The sequence below is a fragment of the Pseudomonas sp. HOU2 genome (assembly GCF_040729435.1).
Classification (GTDB): Bacteria; Pseudomonadota; Gammaproteobacteria; order Pseudomonadales; family Pseudomonadaceae; genus Aquipseudomonas.
Genome location: NZ_CP160398.1, coordinates 819,691 through 838,398, shown reverse-complemented (window position 1 = coordinate 838,398; position 18,708 = coordinate 819,691). Strand labels below are relative to the sequence as shown.

The window sequence follows — 18,708 nt, the reverse complement described above, 5'->3', positions numbered from 1 at the left end:
CTCCTACAGTGAGTAATCCATTCAAAGTGCCTTGATCGGAGTTCCAGCCGATGCCCGAAACCCCACCCAATCCGCCGTTCACAGACCCGGTATCACCCTACGAATCCCGCAACTCCAGAAAACTCCACGAAGCCGCCGAACGCGCCCTCGACCACTACCTGGCACCATCGCAAATCATGGCGACGCCCTACACCCCCCAGCAGCATGTACATGGTCAACCCGCAAACCGATACCGAATCCCTGCTGGCCAACGCCTGCGAATCCCTGGCCTCGGCCACGGTGATGCTGGGTGATTTCGCCGGGACGCTGGAGGGGCCGAGCCGCAATACGGCGTTGGGCATTGCGCAGGTGGTGATGCTCGGTGAGTTGGCGGTGAATCAGGCGCTGGATAATGTTGTGCCCAAGGAATAGGCGCTGATAGGTCTGGCCTCATCGTGAGCAGGTGAAGGCCTACAGGGGATCTGCGTGGGTCACAGGTTATGTGCCCGGCAAAGATCCCTTGTAGTGGTGAGCCTGCTCGCAATTGCCATCAAATAAATCCGTCCTCTTCCTGTTCATAATCAGTGGCCTTGAGGCCTGTCAGACAGGGACTAACGCGAGGACGTATCCGGAGACTCGTTCGGGGGGCGAAAGTATTGAAGAGGAGTCGAAGCGTTTATTTTCAGGAGATACCGCAGATATGACGCGAATGATGTCGGAGTCCGGGGAGTGGAAGTAATAAGCCCAGTACGGCCATGGGGCGTGTGGCTCGGATGGATTCAATACAACACTAGCGTCTGGGTATTCGATACTCAAGTGATTCATCAATGAGCGGATGAGAAACTCAGTCGTCACTCCTCGCACTGAGGCTATCCATCCAGAAATCGCTGCGTAGGTTCCGGGCACGGGGGTCGACGACTTCACTACCTTGTATACTGTTATTTCGCTGCATTGGACGTTGAATTGTGCTTGGGCGCCATTCTGGTCTCTCACCCATATGACAGTCCACCCCTCCCGGAGGCCGGTCACTATCCCGTCATCGGTTACGCTTGCGATGGCTGGAACCGTCGATGTGTACTTATAGGGCGGGACGCCGCCGGTTGCCTCACGCCGACGTACTGACTCCGTTTCAGGCTTTCGAGCCCATCCGTAGTCATTGATCAGTCGCACCCCGCGAAGAAGCATGGTCGAAGGGTCGACGAAAATCGGTGCAGCGCTGTCCGTCACGGTCAACGTCCACACCTCCGACTCCGTTCCGTCGCCATACAACGCCTTGGCCTTGTAATCATGGCGTGCAATCGCCAGCCCCGTCAGCTCAACCGTCCATATACCTTTGTCATCGGCCCTGGCCTTTTTGCCAGTGGAGGAGGAACCGTCGAAAATCTCCACCTCAAGAAACGTATTCGCCGTCCCTGTCAGATGAACAGTGTGGTCAACAGTGTTGCCACCATTGCTGATTGGCTGCCCTTTGGAATCATGCGCGGCGGTGATGGCGGGCCTCACGCCATTCAACGCTGTCACACGCCAAAGGTTAGACGTCGGATTGTTCGTGTATTGACCAACGGCCTTAAGGGTGTGCAGCACGTTGAGCGTTAACCCGCTGACGGTGTGGTTCCAGATGCTGTCGGGGCCAGCCTCCGCGAGCCCCTTGGAGATTGAACCGAGGAAAACTTCCACCTTCTGGCCGTCAGGCGCGAAGCCCTCGAGCATGATATTGGTGTGGACGGTATAACCGTAGTCGGGGATGTCCCATTTGCTTTCGTCTTGCACTGAGGTGATTGTAGGTGCAGCAGCTGCCACCACGTTCACCGCCCACACTCCCGACTCCGTCCCGCTGCCATACAACGCCTTGGCCTTGTAATCATGGCGTGCAATCGTCAGCCCCGTCAGTTCAACCGTCCATTCACCTTTGTCATTGGCCCTGACCTTTTTGCCAGTGGAGATGGCACCGTCGTAAATCTCCACCTCAAGAAACGTATTCGCCGTCCCCGTCAGATGAACAGTGCGGTCAACAGTGTTGCCACCATTGCTGATTGGCTGCCCGTTGGAATCATGCGCGGCGGTGATGGCGGGCCTCACGCCATTCAACACGGTTAAACGCCAGAGGTTCGACGTCGGATTATTCGCGTATTGGCCAACGGCCTTGAGGGTGTGCAGCACGTTGAGCGTTAACCCGCTGACGGTGTGGGTCCAGATCCTGTCGGGGCCAGCCTCCGCGAGGCCTTTGGATATCGTACCGAGGAAAACTTCCACCTTCTGGCGGACAGGCGCGAAGCCCTCGAGCGTGATGATGGTGTGCACGGTATAGCCGTTATCGGGGATGTCCCAGTTGCTCTGGTCTTTCATTGATCTGATGGTCAGCGGGACGTTTTCGGTCACGACCACGACCCACGGATTCGAGGCCTGCTCACTGCCATACCTGGCGATGGCGGTAAAGCGGTGATCACCCTCGCTCAAACCCGTCACAATCAATTCCCAGCGGCCTGTCGCAGGATCAACCGTCACCTCTCCCTTGTCGGTTTCATCATCCTTGATCTGGACTTTCTGACCTTTGGCCCCGGCCCCTGACAGCTTGACGGTGGTGTCGACGGTCGTGGTGCCATCCGGGATTTCCACCTCGCCAGGTAAACCCTTCACCGAGTCAATAGTTGGTGGTACCAATTCCACCACTTCCCCGACGACAAAAACCAACGGATTCGAATAACTGATCTTGTCCGTCGCATCCCGAACGATGTGGTAGCGCACACTCAACTGTTCACCGCGACGGGCTTCAAAGTACTGCTGCACAAACGCGGCGTTGAGCGGAAATTTAACGTCTTTGCCGGCGCTCAGGGCATTGAGTGTCTTGTGGTCTTCGAACAGCAACTTGTTCGACGCATCATGCAATTGCCAGTGCACCACATCCTTGGGCAGGGTCGGATTGTTCACCGGGTTGGGGCAGGTGACTTCGCTGATGCCGTTGGGCAGGTCCTTGGGTTCCAGCGCACCGTCCTGTTCACCGAGCAGGATGGGCGGAACCAGCTCAAGCCTGGGCTCGCCGATGTTCAGCGGCGCGGCGGGCAGGGAAGGCCGGCGAATGACCTCGTCGTTCTCGCCTTCGCTGAGCAGGTTATACGACACCTTCAGCGTGCCGCCTTCGCCGGGTTTCAGGTAGTCGGGGCCTGAAATGATGACGATGAAGCCGTCGGGGTCATTGGTCTCCTGCAGGGTCGGAAAGATCCAGTCCAGCTCGGGTTCGAAAGCGGTGCCATCCGCCTGGGTGATGCTCCAGAGCAGTTCGATGGCGTTGTCCGCGGTGATCAGCGGATCGAAGGGGAAGCGCACGATCACGTTCGCCAGGTCCGGATCCAGCGCACCGCTCACGGCGCTTTCGACGATGGGGGCTGCCAGGCGTTTGGGTTCACCCTTCATGTTGATGAAGCGGCCTCTGGAGCGTTGAATGATGCGGCCGTCACGTTCCAGATCGAAGAAAAACACCCCCTGGGTTTTTGCCAGTGCCCGGGCACCGTCGTTGTCCATCGGCACCTCGACCACAAGCGGTGGGTTTTTGTCGATGCGCTGGCAAGCGTCGACCGCCACGGGGTCGCCGTCGAGGGTGGTGCCCTGCAAGTGCATGATGATGATGTCGTCGAGTTTGAAGTCGTCGGACGATGCAGCAAAGACCTGGAGCAGCAATTGTTCATTGCCTAACTGGTCGAGGTCGAGTTCGTTGCCGTCAGCCTGTTTGAGAATCGGCGCATCCAGCCGCGAGTTGCCGGTGTCGACGACAATGCGCGCTTCCTTGCACCAGTCCTCGGAGTCGTTGTCGACAAAGTCTCTGACCAGGAATGACACCGCCAGCCCTTCGTTCCCGGAATCACCCGCCGCCAGGATGATGTCTTTACTGATATGGATGACGATCGGGTTATTCAGCGGGTCGTCGATCTGCGCTTGAGTGACCGGCGCCGACGCCACCAGCTTGCCGCCCCAGCTCGCGATGATCACGTCGCCCACGGCGATGTCGGGATAAGGCAGGTTGGAGCCACTGCCGGGTACGGCAACCACCATAATCTCCACACCCTTTTCGGCGGTGTCCTTGTCGACACCGTCCTGAACAATTTCCGGTGGCCTGAAAGCCATGTGCAGGTTGGAGTGGCCCTGTTCTGGATTGGTGTCCTGGCCGGCGGGGATTTCCAGTTTGACCGCGAGTTGGAGCGGCGGAGCAAAAGGCTCCGGCTGTTGAGCGACTCGTGTCACCCGATAGGCCAGCTCCCAGGCGCCGGTCTGAAAGCGGCCCGGTGCGACGAACAGGGTGGTGCGCTGGGTCTGCTCGGCCGGCTGGGTAACGGTTTGCTGGTCGACCGGAACGTTGTTGAGCAGCAGCTCGACCTTGTCGCCGATTTTTTTGTTCGACCAGACCGGGACCTGCACCTTCAGGCCCAGAGCCGGAAAATTGAGCAGTGCGGCGGCGCGGTTGATGGCCCACTTGCCGTCCGGTAGCAACTTGGCGCCGGGGATTTCGGGGTCGAGCAGGGCGCGTGTGCCGATGGCCTTTTTGGGTTGGACGAGCATGACGGAAACTCCTGCCGAAGGGGGGCGGTGGAGTGATTGAGCGATCAAACGGGGGATTTGGCTACTGTCAGATCTGACAGGTAGGGGCGTGTTTGCGACGAGTGGTAGCGGTCACGACGTGATCACCGATTTCCCTCCCAGACCACTTGGCTCCCACGCGGGGCCGCGGTGTTCCCGGGAGGTAACGTCAATCGAGGCGTTTGAAGACGAGCGCTTTAAGACCGCTCTCGGGATCAACATCCGCAAACTCCGGCGGGTTCTCCAGCCGCTGCTCAAAGCGCAGACTCGGCGCTTCCTGCATTACGCCATCAATCAAAAAGTCCGAACCAAACGACGGATCATTCATGCACGCCAGCACCGTGCCGTCCGCCGTGAGCAATTCCGGCAAACGGCGCAGCACGCGCTGGTAGTCCTTGGTCAGCAGAAAACTGCCTTTCTGGAACGACGGCGGATCGATGATCACCAGATCGTACGGGCCGCTGTTGATGACCTTGCCCCAGGACTTGAACAGGTCGTGGCCAAGGAAGCTCACCTTGCTCAGGTCATGCCCGTTCAGGCGGTGATTGTCGCGGCCACGGCTCAGGGCGGCGCGGGACATGTCGAGGTTGACCACATGGCTGGCGCCACCTTCGATAGCCGCCACGGAAAACCCGCAGGTGTAGGCGAACAGGTTCAGCACCCGTTTGCCCGCCGCTTGTTCACGCACCCAGTTGCGCCCGTAACGCATGTCGAGAAACAGCCCGGCGTTCTGCTTGCGACCCAGGTCGACGCGGTACTGCAAGCCGCCCTCGACGATGCTCATCTCGTCGATTTCGTTGCCCAGCAACCATTCGGCGGTGCTTTGTGGCAAATACCGATGTTGCAGCAGCAAGGTGTGTGCGCCGCACTGTTGCCATTCGGCTGAGGTGCTGAGGTCGAGCAGCAATTGCTTGAGCGCTTCGAGTTGCTCCGGCAGCGGCTCCTTGAACAGCGAGACCAGCACCACGCCTTGCAGCCAGTCCACCGTCAACTGTTCCAGCCCTGGCCAGCAACGTCCGCGGCCATGGAACAGGCGACGGGTTTCGCTCGGTGCCGCGGCGAGTGCCGGCAACAGATGGGCTCGGAGTGTGGCGAGGGCTTCAGGGTTCATCAGTCACGGTCGGCAAGCAAAAGGGCCGGCATTTTAACCACAAAAACCGTCTGACGAACGCCCGTCGGCGCAGGCTGATCAGGACTGTTAAGAAAAGACCTGTATCAAAAATGAATTTATGCAGGGCGCGCTGCTCATACCAGATAAGCAGCGGATTCAAGCCGCTAAGTCGTTAATGCAATTCAGGGAGTGCCAGTTCATGAGTCCAACACCGACACCGAGCGCGCTCCTTCCTGGCGGGTTGATTCTGGTGGTTGAGGACGACCCGTTGATTCTGGAGTTTCTCTGCGAAATTCTTCAGGAGGAAGGTTTCAAGGTCGAGCCGCAAACCAGCGCGGATGCAGCCAAGCTGTATCTGGAAGAACATGCGCCGGAAGTCGCGCTGCTGCTCACCGATATCACCATGCCCGGTGAAATCAACGGGGCAGGGCTGGCCAACCTGGTCGGCGAGCGCTGGCCGGACAAACCGGTGATGGTCATGTCCGGTTATGAAACCCCGGAGACTTCCGGGGTCAAGCACCCGGTGGCGTTCATCAAGAAGCCCTGGGCCATCGGCCAGTTGCTCGACTGTGTCGACAGCGCGTTCAAGTCCAAGGCCGCGCGTCTGCACTGAGCCATTCGGGACGAATGGCCGGGCAAAAATGCTACATTGCCCGGCCAATCGCCCAGTTCTGTCAAAGGATGCGACCTTTTGTCTGCTCACGATAACGTCTTCGACCGCGCGTTCGGCGCGTTCCTGTTCGACATGGACGGTACCGTCCTCAATTCCATCGCCGCCGCCGAGCGGGTCTGGGCCGCGTGGGCCGAGCGGCACGGGGTTGATGTCGAGAGCTTCCTGCCGACCATTCACGGTGCTCGCGCCATCGACACCATCCGCCGCCTGAACCTGCCGGGGGTAGACGCCGAGGCGCAAGCGGCGTTTATCGCGCAGGCGGAAATCGACGACGTGGAAGGGATCGTGCAGATTCCCGGGGCGGCGGCGTTTCTCGATGCCTTGCCAAAGGAGCGCTGGGCGATGGTGACTTCGGCACCACGGGATCTGGCGTTGCGGCGGATGGCGGCGGCGGGAATTGCCGAGCCTGCAGTGATGATCACGGCTGAGGATGTGACCGCTGGCAAGCCTGATCCGGCGGGTTACCGTCTGGCGGCAAAGCGCCTCGGGATCGAGCCTGCCGACTGTCTGATCTTCGAAGACGCCACCGTAGGTATCCAGGCCGCTGAAGCTGCCGGAGCAGCGCTGATGATCATCACCACCACCCACCAGCATCCGCTCGAAACCCGCCACGCGACTACCGACAGCTATGAGTCGCTAAGCGTCACCGTCGATAGCCAAAACCAACTGCGCCTGCAAAAAACCTGACACAACGCCGCCCGTGTAGGAGCTGCCGCAGGCTGCGATCTTTTGACTTTGATTTTCAAAAGCAAGATCAAAAGATCGCAGCCTGCGGCAGCTCCTACACGGGCATCAATAGATGCCAGGCAGAAGCCGCCAGCTACGCGCGCAATAAGCCTCGTACTCCGCACCAAACTGCCCGCGCAGCAGCGCCTCTTCCGAGTGAATACGCGCAATCAGCGGAATCAACGTCAGCGCCGCCAGCATCAACCCGACACTGGAACGAAACGCCAGCGCCCAGCCCACGGCATTGACCACCAGCCCCAGATAGCTCGGATTGCGCAGGCGCGTGTAGATGCCGTCGGTGACCAAGCGATGCCCCGGCTGAATCGCCACCAAACCGCTGAACCGCCGGCCCAGCACAAACACCGGCCACAGCCGCAGCGCGCCACCGACGATAAACAGCAACGCGCCGAGCCAACGCACGCCTTCAGCGCCGAAGGTCCAGAAGTCGATGCGATCGCAGTACGCCGGGAGAAAACCGCTGACCAGACCAATGACGCCGAACGCCGGAATCACCCAGCGATTGGCCCGGTCCTCGCGCTCCCCGGAACTCATGTTCACATCGGTGAACAGCGACGCCACCACCATCAGCACCGTGGCCAGCGCTACCAGCACCAGCGCCCCATGCGAAAAGAACACCGCCGGCCCGCCAATGCCCCACACCGCCAGCCCCAGATAGGCAAGGGTGGCCAGCACCGCGACCACGGTCATTTGCGCAGACATTTTCATGGGCACCTCACGGCAACGACTCATCACCTGAGTGTAGATCCACCGCTACCTCCCTGTAGGAGCTGCCGCAGGCTGCAATCTTTTGACAAAGGGCGGGGCCGAACCGAAATCGGAAATCCCCCCAGACCTGTAGGAGCGAGCCTGCTCGCGAAAGCGGACTGTCAGCCGACAGTGATGCCGGACATACCAACGCCATCGCTGGCAAGCCAGCTCCCACAGGGATTTGCGCCAGGCACAAATTACGCCGTCACCGCTGTACCTGAGGGAGCTGGCTTGCCAGCGATAGCGATGTGTCAGCTAGCAAGGATGTGACTGACCCGCCGCCATCGCTTGCAGGCAAGCTCCCACAGGTTTTGTGCTGCCTGCAGAGACCGGGCACACCGCCATTCCATTGTGGGAGCTGGCTTGCCAGCGATAGCGGTGTGTCAGCTAGCAAGGATGTGGCTGAGCCAACGCCATCGCTGGCAAGCCAGCTCCCACAGGAATTGGCGCCAGGCACAAATTCCGCCGTCACCGCTGTACCGGTGGGAGCGAGCCTGCTCGCGAAAGCGGACTGTCAGTCGACAGCGATGCCGGATATGCCACCGCCATCCCCAGCAGGCTGCCCCCCACTGGCGCGAGTGGATTGGTCAGAAGGGGTTGGGTCCGTCAGGACTTTGCGAAACGTCTCCACCAATGGCCGCAAATTGATCCGATGCCACGCCGCCCACAGCGGTGTGGTGAACGCCAGCCACGGCACTTCGCGCAGCACAACCCCGGGCGGAGCGTTGTGGCTCAGGCCTTTCTGAATCATCGCGATCCCCAGCCCCGATGCCACCAGCCCCAGCGCGGTGAACGGCTCGGTGGCCTGCATGCGCACATCGGGAGTGAATCCCGCGCGGATGCAGGCACTGACGAACTCATCACCCGCGCCCTGACGCGCTTGCACGCCGATCCATTCCTGCCCAGCCAGATCCGCCGGGTGCAGCGCGTCCTGACGGGCCAGCGGATGCTGTTCCGGCAGCGCCAGCAACATCGGATCGTCGAGCACCTGAAACCCCAGCAGGTCTGGATCGTCATCGGTCGGCGGCTCACTCACCAGAGCGATATCGAGACTACGCTGACGCAGGCCTTCGAGTTGTTCAGCAGAGCTCAGGTTGTACAACGCGACGTGCACATTCGGCCGATCCACCCGCAACACCCGCAGGGCATTGGGCAGCACCCCGGCGTGCATGGCGTTCTCGCTGTAACCGATGCACAAACCGCCTTCTTCACCACGCCCCAGGCGTTTGCCGAGGGATTCCAGGCGACTGGCGTGGGTCAGCAGGGCGCGGGTTTCGGCAAGAAAAGTCTGGCCGTCGCGGGTCAGGCGGATGCGTTGCTGACTGCGCTCGAACAGGGTCAGGCCCAGGCGCTCTTCAAGCTGGGCGATCTGCCGGCTCAGCGGCGACTGGGAAATATGCAGTCGTTCGGCCGCGCGGCCGACGTGTTCTTCTTCGGCGACGGCAACGAAGTAGCGCAATTGGCGGATGTCGATCATGTCAGACCTTTGGGGACTCAAGTGCTGCGCATTATGTCTTGGACGGTCTAAGTCCGGCAATCTAGGATCTGCTCAACGGTCATACAGACCAGACACCTATGAGGACAACGCAATGAGCTTGAAAGACAAATTGCCCGGCCCACTGGGCTTCGGCACCGCGCCACTGGGTAACATGTTCCGAGCCATCCCCGAAGACGAAGCGCAAGCCACCGTGCACGCCGCGTGGGATGCCGGTGTGCGCTACTTCGACACCGCACCGTTTTATGGCTCGGGGCTTTCGGAAATCCGCCTCGGCGAGGCGCTCAAGCAGTACCAGCGCGATGACTACGTGCTCAGCAGCAAAGTCGGCCGGGTGATTCTCGATGAAGTCGAAGACGCCGCCGCCCGTGATCTGGGCGAAAAAAGCGGGGTGTTCGAACACGGTCGGCCGAACAAAATCGTCAATGATTACAGCGCCGACGCCACGCCGCGCTCGATCGAAGACAGTCTCAAACGCCTGCAGACCGATCGCCTGGACATCGTCTGGGTCCACGACATCGCCCAGGACTTCTACGGTGATCAATGGCTGGAATACTTCAATCAGGCCCGCACCGGCGCTTTCAAAGTGCTGACCCGACTGCGCGAAGAAGGCGTGATCAAGGGCTGGGGCCTGGGCGTGAACAAGGTCGAGCCGTGCGAACTGACCCTCGATCTGACGGAAGCGCAACCGGATGGTTTCCTGCTCGCCGGGCGTTACACCTTGCTCGATCACGACCGTGCGCTACAACGTCTGATGGACGCGGCGCTGGCGCAGAACGTCGAGATCGTGGTCGGCGGCCCGTACAGTTCCGGGATTCTGGCCGGCGGCGCGCACTTTGAATACCAGAAGGCCAGCCCGCAGATCATCGCCAGGGTCGAGCAGATCAAACGTATCGCCGCTACGTTTAACGTCGATGTAAAAGCGGCAGCCCTGCAATTCTCGCTGGCCAATCCCGCCGTTGCTGCGGTGATTCCGGGTGCGAGCAAACCGGGGCGCATTGCTGAAGATGTCGCGGCATTGTCGGCGCTGATTCCCGCCGGTTTCTGGCAGGCCATGCGTGACGCAAAACTGGTGTCCGAACGTGCACCGTTGCCAATCGATGAGGTGAAAGCATGAAAATAGATCTGAGTGGAAAACTGGCGATCGTCAGCGGCAGCACCGCCGGTATAGGTCTGGGCATCAGCCAGTCGCTGGCCGAAGCCGGCGCCACAGTGGTGGTGATCGGTCGGGACACGGCCAAGGTCGAGCAGGCGCTGGCGAGCATCCGGCAGAAGGTGCCGGCTGCACAATTGCGCGGTCTGACGGCGGATCTGGGCACCGCCGAAGGCGCGGAAAAACTGTTCGCCGCCGAGCCGCGCGCCGACATTCTGGTGAACAATCTCGGCATTTTCGATGCGGTGGATTTTTTCGACACCCCGGACAGCGAGTGGACGCGTTTCTACGAGGTCAACGTGATTTCCGGCGTGCGCCTGTCGCGGCATTACGCGCCGGCGATGGTCGAGCAGGGTTGGGGGCGGATCATTTTCCTGTCTTCGGAATCCGGCGTGGCGACGCCGGCCGACATGCTCAACTATGGTGTGACCAAAAGCGCCAATCTGGCGGTGTCCCATGGTCTGGCCAAGCGTCTGGCTGGCACTGGCGTCACGGTCAATGCGATCCTGCCGGGGCCGACCTTCACCGATGGCCTGGAGCAGATGCTCAAGGACGCCGCTGCCGAATCCGGCCGCAGCCTGCGCGATGAAGCCGATGCCTTTGTGCAGAAGGCTCGCCCGACCTCGATCATCCAGCGTGTGGCCGATGTCGAAGAAGTCGCGCATCTGGTGACTTACATCGCTTCGCCGCTGTCTTCGGCCACCACCGGCGCGGCCCTGCGGGTCGATGGCGGCGTTGTCGACAGCATGGCGATCTGAACCCGAATCTTTCTGGAGCAACTTTTATTTATGGCAACTGCATCTGCAACCATCGACATTCCGGCCTCGGCCGATCAGGTCTGGCAATTGATCGGCGGCTTCAACACGCTGCCGGACTGGCTGCCTTTCATTCCCAACAGTGAACTGAGCGAAGGCGGTCGCGTGCGCACCCTGCAAACCGCCGATGGCGGCGTGGTGATCGAGCGCCTGCAAGCGTTCGACAACACCGCCAGGACTTACAGTTACTCGATCGAACAGGCGCCGTTCCCGGCCACCGATTACCTGGCGACGATCAAGGTCGAAGCCCAGGGGCAGGGCGCCCGGGTGACATGGTCGGGTCGCTTCAACGCCAAGGGTGTGAGCGATGAGGAAGTGGTGGCGCTGTTCAGCGGCATCTATCAGGGTGGGCTTGAAGCACTGCGGGCCAATTACCCGGCCTGATCAATCCAACAAAAACCTGTGGGAGCTGGCTTGCCAGCGATAGCGGCGGTCCAGTCAATACCGATATCGACTGAAGCACCGTCATCGCTGGCAAGCCAGCTCCCACAGGGGATCGCATGTTTTCAGGACCGCGGATCGTAGGAGTGAGCCTGCTCGCGATAGCGGTGGGTCATTCAACAAATAGGTTGGCTGATCCACCATCATCGCGAGCAGGCTCACTCCCACAGGGGATCAGGAGTTGGCGATCAAACTCTGCCGACAATCGAGCACCAGTTTCGCCCCGCCCAGCTCACTGCTGCCCACTTCAAGATTGAAGCCATGCAGGCTGACAATCGCCGCCACAATCGACAGGCCCAGACCAAAGCCGCTCTGCGGTTGCCCGCCCTCGGCGCGATAAAAGCGCTGGAACACCGCCTCGCGCTCGGCCTCGGGAATCCCCGGCCCGGAATCGTGAACCTCGATGCGCGTATGCCCGCCATCATTCACGCCACGCAGAATCACCGTGCCGCCCGCCGGGGTGAACTTGATCGAGTTGCTCAGCAGGTTTGCCAGGGCCTCGAACAACAACGCCCGGTCGCCATTGAGCGGCGGCAGGGTTTCCGGCATGTTCAGCACGAACAGCAGTTCACCTTCCTCGGCCAGGGGCAGATAGAACTCATGCAATTCTTCCAGCAACTGCACCGGGTCCAGCTCGACGAAACCCGAGCGCCGCTGGCGATCTTCCAGTTCGGAAATCCGCAGCAATCCGCGAAACCGCGCCATCAGCGTATCCGCTTCCGCCAGCACCAGATCCAGTTGCGCCGCTTCCTGTGAACCTTCACCGGCCTGCTGCTGCATGCGATACAACTGCGCGCGCAAACGCGTCAGCGGCGTACGCAAGTCATGGGCGATGTTGTCGCACACGCCTTTGACTTCATGCATCAGCCGTTCGATGCGATCGAGCATGGCGTTGACGATGGCGGCGAGCATGTCCAGTTCATCGCGGCGATTGGACAGCGGCAAGCGGTGAGTCAGGTCGCCGGCGACAATTGCCTGGGCGCTGTCCTGAATTGCCCGGATACGGCGCATCGGCCGGCGGCGCAGCAGATGCCAACCGGCAATCCCCGGCAGGATCGTCAGCGACACCCCCCAGAACAACGCATGCAGGATGATCCGCGTCACCGCGAACAACGAACCGTTATCGCGCAACAACACCAGCCAGCGACCGTCGCGGGTCTGGGTCGCCACCGCGTCGCAACTGTCGGCGGGCAGGGTCGGGTCGTCGGAGTCGGCGCAGTCGTCGAGCGTGTGGATCTTGCCATCCAGCGGCAGACCTTCGGGCAACTGCTGCAGGGCGCCGCCGAGGTACACGCCCTGGGCGTCGAACAGGCCATAGGCGTCGATGCCGCGGATATCGAAGGTCATGCTGGCGGCGAGGGCTTCTTCCAGTTGCTCACCGCGAAAGTGCGAAAACAGATGCTGACGTTGCATCAGCGAATGCTTGGCGAGGTTGTCGAGGTAACCGGAGACCTCGAAATACATGACCCCCATGAGGATCGCGCTCCAGGCCACGAACAGCGAACTGTACAGCGCCAGCAGTCGACTGCTGGAGGAGCGCCAGCCGTCAGACGGGTTCGGCAATGACATAACCCGAGCCCCGTACCGTGCGAATCAACGGAACATTGCCCGCCGCGTCGATCTTCTTGCGCAGACGACCGATGTGTACGTCGATCAGGTTGGTGCCCGGGTCGAAGTGATAGCCCCAGACTTCTTCGAAAATCATCATCCGCGACAGGATCTGCCCACTGTTGCGCATCAGAAATTCCAGCAGCTTGTATTCGGTCGGCAGCAGCGTCAGCACCTGCTCGGCGCGGCGTGCTTCGTGGCTGATCAAGTCCAGTTCCAGATCGGCCACCTGCAACGTGGTGGCCTGGGTGGCGACACTGTTCTGGCGGCGCAGCAGCACTTCCACGCGCGCCGCCATCTCGTCGGTGGCGAACGGTTTGGTCAGATAGTCATCGCCGCCGGCCCGCAAGCCGCGCACGCGCTCATCGACGTCGGAGAGCGCGCTGATCATCAGAATCGGCGTCGCCACGCCCATGGTGCGCAGGGTGGTGACGATGGCCAGGCCATCGAGTTCCGGCAGCATGCGGTCGAGGGTGATCAGGTCATAGTTGCCGCTGACGGCACGGTCGAGGCCTTCGCGGCCATTGTCGACCCAATCCACTTGCAGGCCGTGGCTGCTGAGTTCGGCGACGATTTCACGGGCAGTCACGGCGTCGTCTTCGATGGTCAAAATACGAGTCATAGAGCAGGCCTTGATCGGTTCAAACGGAATGGCAGCATTTTGCCAAGTATTTTCCGGCACGCTTTAAATTAACTTTCATGTATAGCCTGTCACTCCTGCAAATTCCGACAGCGTTGCGGATTTGTCTTCAATGCATAAAACCCGCTGCTTTCGGCCGATTGTTGCAAATTGCATGGTCCTAAGAAGTTCAGTCTTTTTAACCTGTTGAAAAATAACGATTTATTTAAAGTTGGCGAATGGCACGGTCGCTGCAATTCATCTGGTGACGAGTTGTAACACCATTTTTCATGCCTGGAGCACTACAACAATGAATAGATCCCCTGATGGGTTTTATCCTGCCTTCGAAGGAGAGTCGAGCAACGTGTCAGGCGTGTCCTGGGGCGCGATTTTCGCGGGCGCAGCGGCGGCCGCAGCACTGTCGATGATTTTGGTGCTGCTTGGCTTCGGTTTGGGATTCTCTGCCGTTTCACCTTGGGCCGGGGAAGGCATCAGCGCCAAGGGTCTGGGGATTTCGACGATTGTCTGGCTGGCGGCGACGCAAATCATCGCCTCAGGCCTCGGTGGCTATATCGCCGGTCGTCTGCGGGTGAAGTGGGCCAACATGCACGGTGATGAAGTGTATTTCCGTGATACCGCCCATGGTTTCCTCGCCTGGTGCGTGGCCACGCTGGTCACCGCTGTGCTGGTGGTCGGTTCGGTCAGCAGTGTAATCAGCGGAGGTGTGCAGGCCGGTGCCAGTGTTGCCGGTGGCGCAGCGGCTGCCGCGACTCAAGCGGCCGGTACTGCCGCAGCCAACACCAACAGCGACCAGTACGGTTACTTCGTCGACAGCCTGTTCCGTGATGACCGCCCAGCGTCCGTCAGCGATGACGCCGCCCACGGCGCGGTAACCCGGATCTTCGCCCAGAGCCTGGCCAACGGCCAACTCAGCCCTGAAGACCGTACCTACCTCGCACAACTGGTCGCACAACGGACCAACCTGAGTCAGGCCGACGCCGAGAAACGTGTCGACGACGTCTATGCCCGCACTCAGAAAGCCATCGCTGACGCCAAAGTCAAAGCCCAACAGGCTGCCGACACCGCTGCCAAAGTCGCTGCCTGGACTTCGCTGTGGATGTTCATTGCACTGTTGGCCGGTGCGTTCTTCGCCAGCCTCGCAGCCACCTTCGGCGGTCGTCGCCGGGACGCGGTCGAGTATGTCGAAGTCGAAACCTACGCCACCACGACCACGCTGCCTCCAGTCCGTTAAACAAGGAGAATCACCATGCGCTCTCTACTTCTGTTCTTCCTCGGTGTACCGATCCCGATCATCATCCTGATCGCCCTGTTCGTACACTGATCCATTTGCTCTGTTGAGGCCCCTGCCTCGGCCGCTTTCACTTCACGGTGAAAGCGGCTTTTTCATGTCTGGCCCTTTCACCTGTAGGAGCTGCCGAAGGCTGCGATCTTTTTATTTTTAAGATCAAGATCAAAAGATCGCAGCCTGCGCAGCTCCTACATTGTTCGTGTGAGGGGAGGAGGATTTGTCGACCTGGATCAATATTCACTCTCGCAATATCACCTAACTTAAATGATCCAGGCCCCTTGTCGCGGTATCGACTACAGTGCTCCGGTGCGCAATTTGCTGCGCTCATGGAGTAGCCTGGCAGACCCCCATCAAACAAACAGAACGGGTCGCCAGGCAGAGCGCAGCAAGGAGCTGACGTAACCCCACCCTGAACCTTTTCACGGATGAACATCGTAATGCACTGCCTAGAACGCACCTTCGATATCCAGCCCCTGACCCAGGCGGATATGACCGTCCACATCAACGGCCAAGCGGTCAGCGCGGCTATCGGCGAAACCGTCCTCAGCGTCATTCAGTCCCTCGGCGTGCGCCAGGTCGCACGCAACGATCACAACCAGATCAGCGGTGCCTACTGCGGCATGGGCGTGTGCCAGTGCTGCCTGGTGAAAATCAACGGCCGCCACAAGCGCCGCGCCTGCCAGACCGTGGTGCGCGACGGCATGCAGATTGAAACCCAGGTCAACCGCATCAACGAGCAGGAGGTTGTATGAGCCTGCAACCGGTGATCGTCGGCGGTGGTCCGGCGGGGATGGCGGCGGCCATCGAACTGGCGCGCCATGGTGTGCGCTGCACCTTGCTCGAAGAAGCCTCGCGCCTCGGCGGCGTGGTCTATCGCGGGCCGCTGCGTGACGGCGTGCAACTGGATTATCTGGGGCCGCGCTATGCCGAAGCCCTGAGCACATTGCACGGTGATTTCCAGGAGCAATCCGGGCTGATCGACGTGCGCCTCAATCACCGCGTGGTCGGCGCCGAAGGCACCCGTGCGCTGGTGGTGCTCGACGGCGATGAGCAACTGCACGAGATCGAATACCCGCAATTGCTGCTGGCCGCCGGTTGCCACGAGCGCAGCGTGCCGTTCCCCGGCTGGACCCTGCCGGGGGTGATCATGCTCGGCGGCCTGCAACTGCAAATCAAAAGTGGCGTGGTCAAGCCGCAAGGGCCGGTGATCATTGCCGGCACCGGGCCGCTGCTGCCGCTGGTGGCGACCCAGTTGCATGCGTCCGGGGTCAAGGTCGCGGGCGTTTATGAAGCCTGCGCGTTCGGCAAGATCGCCCGCGAAAGTCTGGCGCTGCTGAACAAACCGCAGCTGTTCCTCGACGGCCTGAGCATGCTTGCCTATCTGAAGCTGCATGGCATTCCGATGAACTACGGCTGGGGCGTTGTCGAAGCCCACGGCGAAGGTGAATTGAAGAGCGTGACTGTCGCGCCGTATTCGGCCAGTTGGGAACCTGATCTGACTCAGGTCGAGCGCTTCGAAGCCCAGACCCTGGCGGTCGGTTACGGCTTCATCCCGCGCACCCAACTCAGTCAGCAGATGGGCCTCGATCACGGTTTCAGCGACGACGGCTACCTGCGCGCCAATTCCAATGTGTGGCAGCAAAGCAACGAACCGCACGTGCATCTGGCCGGTGACATGGGCGGGATTCGCGGCGGTGAAGCGGCGATGCTTGCGGGCAAGATCGCCGCGACCTCGATCCTCCTGCAACGCGGGGTGATCGAAGAAGAACTGGCACGGGTTCGCCGCGACCGTTACCTGGGCAAACTCAAATCCATCGTGCGCTTCCGTGCGGCGGTCGATCGCTACACCGAACGCGGTGTCGGCCAGACCGCTTTGCCGGCCGCCGACACGGTGATCTGCCGCTGCGAACATGCGACCCGCGCTGACATCGATCTGGCGCTGGAGCAGGGCGTGCAGGACATCGCCAGCCTGAAGATGCGCACCCGGGTGAGCATGGGCGATTGTCAGGGCCGGATGTGCGTCGGCTATTGCAGCGACCGTCTGCGTCAGGCCACCGGGCGCAAGGACGTTGGCTGGCTGCGTCCGCGTTTCCCGATTGATCCGATTCCATTTTCCGCGTTCCAGTCCGTCGGCACGGAGGCCGCTTCCCATGAGTAAGTTCTATGACGTGGTCATTGCCGGCGGCGGCGTGATCGGGGCGTCCTGCGCCTATCAATTGTCCAAACGCGAAAATCTGAAGGTCGCGCTGATCGACGCCAAGCGCCCGGGCAATGCGACCCGCGCTTCGGCCGGCGGCTTGTGGGCCATCGGCGAGTCGGTGGGGCTGGGCTGCGGGGTGATTTTCTTCCGCATGATGTCGGCCAACCGCAAACGTGAAACCCAGGGCGCTGCGGTCGCGGTGGACGCCAGTACGCCGCACATCCTGCCAGAGTCGTTCTTCGATTTCGCCTTGCAGTCCAACGCGCTGTACCCGCAACTGCACCGCGAGTTGATCGACAAGCACGGGATGGATTTCAAGTTTGAAAAGACCGGGCTGAAGTTCGTCATCTATGACGACGAGGACCGGCTCTACGCCGAGCACATTGTCAGCTGTATTCCGCATCTGGCCGATCAGGTGCGCTGGCTCGATCAGGCTGCACTGCGCGAAGCCGAACCGAGCGTCAGCCACGAGGCCCGGGGTGCGCTGGAGTTTCTCTGCGATCACCAGGTCAGCCCGTTCCGCCTCGCCGATGCCTACATGGAAGGCGCGCGGCAGAATGGCGTCGATATCTACGTCAACACCAACGTCACCGGTGTGTTGCACCACGGCAGCCGCGTGACGGGCGTGCAGACGGCCGAAGAGGGCGTGTTCCACTGCAAGACCCTGATCAACGCCGCTGGTGCCTGGGCGGCGGACTTGAGTGAGTGGGCCACCGGTGTGCGGATTCCGGTCAAGCCAGTCAAGGGCCAGATCCTGCTGACCGAGCGCATGCCGAAGATCCTCAACGGCTGCCTGACCACCAGCGACTGCTATGTGGCGCAGAAGGACAACGGCGAGATCCTGATCGGCAGCACCACCGAAGACAAAGGTTTCGACGTCACCACCACCTACCCGGAAATCGCCGGGCTGGTGCAGGGCGCGGTGCGTTGCCTGCCAGAACTCAAGGACGTCAATCTCAAGCGCACCTGGGCCGGCTTGCGCCCGGGCTCGCCGGATGAACTGCCGATCCTGGGGCCGATGCGCGGGGTGGAGGGTTACCTGAATGCCTGCGGGCACTTTCGCACCGGCATCCTGACCTCGGCGATTACCGGGGTGCTGCTGGACAAACTGGTCAACCAGGAAACGCTGCCGCTGGATATCACGCCGTTCCTCGCGGACCGGTTTGAGACTGCACCGGTCAAGCAAGAGCGCGAATTAGAGCTGGCCTGACCCAATCCCCTGTAGGAGCTGCCGCAGGCTGC

Annotated in this window: 15 protein-coding genes and 1 pseudogene; 10 read left to right on the top strand and 6 right to left on the bottom strand. The window is 60.9% G+C overall.

Annotated elements, in window-relative coordinates:
- Positions 1 to 50: 50 nt before the first annotated feature.
- Positions 51 to 411: pseudogene (locus ABV589_RS03545) on the top strand (DUF6124 family protein).
- A gap of 168 nt (positions 412 to 579) precedes the next feature.
- Here ABV589_RS03545 and ABV589_RS03540 read toward each other — a convergent pair.
- Positions 580 to 4,530: a hypothetical protein gene (locus ABV589_RS03540; RefSeq protein ID WP_367084905.1), complete on the bottom strand. Its 3,951-nt coding sequence runs from the start codon at positions 4,528 to 4,530 to the stop codon at positions 580 to 582.
- Positions 4,531 to 4,717: 187 nt separating this feature from the next.
- Positions 4,718 to 5,659 (bottom strand): class I SAM-dependent methyltransferase, encoded by a 942-nt coding sequence (locus tag ABV589_RS03535; RefSeq protein ID WP_367084903.1) that lies wholly within the window; start codon positions 5,657 to 5,659, stop codon positions 4,718 to 4,720.
- 199 nt (positions 5,660 to 5,858) lie between these two features.
- Between ABV589_RS03535 and ABV589_RS03530 the strand changes: the two genes are divergently transcribed.
- Positions 5,859 to 6,272, top strand: a complete 414-nt coding sequence (locus ABV589_RS03530) for a response regulator (RefSeq protein ID WP_367084901.1) — start codon at positions 5,859 to 5,861, stop codon at positions 6,270 to 6,272.
- Between the two features lie 78 nt (positions 6,273 to 6,350).
- On the top strand, positions 6,351 to 7,019 hold the full coding sequence (locus ABV589_RS03525) for an HAD-IA family hydrolase (protein WP_367084900.1): 669 nt from the start codon (positions 6,351 to 6,353) through the stop codon (positions 7,017 to 7,019).
- 105 nt (positions 7,020 to 7,124) lie between these two features.
- On the opposite strand, the gene ABV589_RS03520 is transcribed toward ABV589_RS03525, so the two are convergent.
- Together ABV589_RS03520 and ABV589_RS03515 are read right to left on the bottom strand one after the other, a co-directional pair.
- Positions 7,125 to 7,784: an isoprenylcysteine carboxylmethyltransferase family protein gene (locus ABV589_RS03520; protein WP_367084898.1), complete on the bottom strand. Its 660-nt coding sequence runs from the start codon at positions 7,782 to 7,784 to the stop codon at positions 7,125 to 7,127.
- A gap of 556 nt (positions 7,785 to 8,340) precedes the next feature.
- Positions 8,341 to 9,303, bottom strand: a complete 963-nt coding sequence (locus ABV589_RS03515; protein WP_367084896.1) for a LysR substrate-binding domain-containing protein — start codon at positions 9,301 to 9,303, stop codon at positions 8,341 to 8,343.
- 112 nt (positions 9,304 to 9,415) lie between these two features.
- Between ABV589_RS03515 and ABV589_RS03510 the strand changes: the two genes are divergently transcribed.
- Genes ABV589_RS03510 through ABV589_RS03500 form a run of 3 tightly spaced genes read left to right on the top strand, consistent with a single transcriptional unit; the run spans position 9,416 to position 11,673 of the window.
- Complete coding sequence (locus ABV589_RS03510) at positions 9,416 to 10,438, top strand: aldo/keto reductase (protein ID WP_367084894.1); 1,023 nt, start codon at positions 9,416 to 9,418, stop codon at positions 10,436 to 10,438.
- Positions 10,435 to 11,232: an SDR family oxidoreductase gene (locus tag ABV589_RS03505; protein WP_367084892.1), complete on the top strand. Its 798-nt coding sequence runs from the start codon at positions 10,435 to 10,437 to the stop codon at positions 11,230 to 11,232. The genes ABV589_RS03510 and ABV589_RS03505 overlap by 4 nt, the downstream gene beginning before the upstream one ends.
- Before the next feature lie 30 nt (positions 11,233 to 11,262).
- On the top strand, positions 11,263 to 11,673 hold the full coding sequence (locus ABV589_RS03500) for an SRPBCC family protein (protein ID WP_367084890.1): 411 nt from the start codon (positions 11,263 to 11,265) through the stop codon (positions 11,671 to 11,673).
- 231 nt (positions 11,674 to 11,904) lie between these two features.
- On the opposite strand, the gene ABV589_RS03495 is transcribed toward ABV589_RS03500, so the two are convergent.
- Together ABV589_RS03495 and ABV589_RS03490 are read right to left on the bottom strand one after the other, a co-directional pair.
- Positions 11,905 to 13,299, bottom strand: coding sequence for a HAMP domain-containing sensor histidine kinase (locus tag ABV589_RS03495; protein ID WP_367084888.1), 1,395 nt, complete (start codon positions 13,297 to 13,299; stop codon positions 11,905 to 11,907).
- Positions 13,277 to 13,960, bottom strand: coding sequence for a response regulator transcription factor (locus tag ABV589_RS03490; protein WP_007961935.1), 684 nt, complete (start codon positions 13,958 to 13,960; stop codon positions 13,277 to 13,279). Before ABV589_RS03490 ends, ABV589_RS03495 begins: the two co-directional genes overlap by 23 nt.
- A gap of 307 nt (positions 13,961 to 14,267) precedes the next feature.
- On the opposite strand from ABV589_RS03490, the gene ABV589_RS03485 reads away from it, so the two are divergent.
- The 4 genes from ABV589_RS03485 (at position 14,268) to hcnC (ending at position 18,676) form a co-directional block, all read left to right on the top strand.
- The gene (locus tag ABV589_RS03485; RefSeq protein ID WP_367084887.1) at positions 14,268 to 15,209 is read left to right on the top strand and encodes a hypothetical protein; all 942 of its coding nucleotides are present in this window, start codon (positions 14,268 to 14,270) and stop codon (positions 15,207 to 15,209) included.
- Positions 15,210 to 15,703: 494 nt separating this feature from the next.
- Entirely contained in the window at positions 15,704 to 16,018 is a 315-nt protein-coding gene (locus ABV589_RS03480) for a (2Fe-2S)-binding protein (protein ID WP_007965626.1), read from the top strand.
- Positions 16,015 to 17,424, top strand: a complete 1,410-nt coding sequence (hcnB, locus tag ABV589_RS03475) for a cyanide-forming glycine dehydrogenase subunit HcnB (RefSeq protein ID WP_367084884.1) — start codon at positions 16,015 to 16,017, stop codon at positions 17,422 to 17,424. The genes ABV589_RS03480 and hcnB overlap by 4 nt, the downstream gene beginning before the upstream one ends.
- Complete coding sequence (hcnC, locus tag ABV589_RS03470; RefSeq protein WP_367084882.1) at positions 17,417 to 18,676, top strand: cyanide-forming glycine dehydrogenase subunit HcnC; 1,260 nt, start codon at positions 17,417 to 17,419, stop codon at positions 18,674 to 18,676. Before hcnB ends, hcnC begins: the two co-directional genes overlap by 8 nt.
- The last annotated feature ends 32 nt before the right edge of the window (positions 18,677 to 18,708 follow it).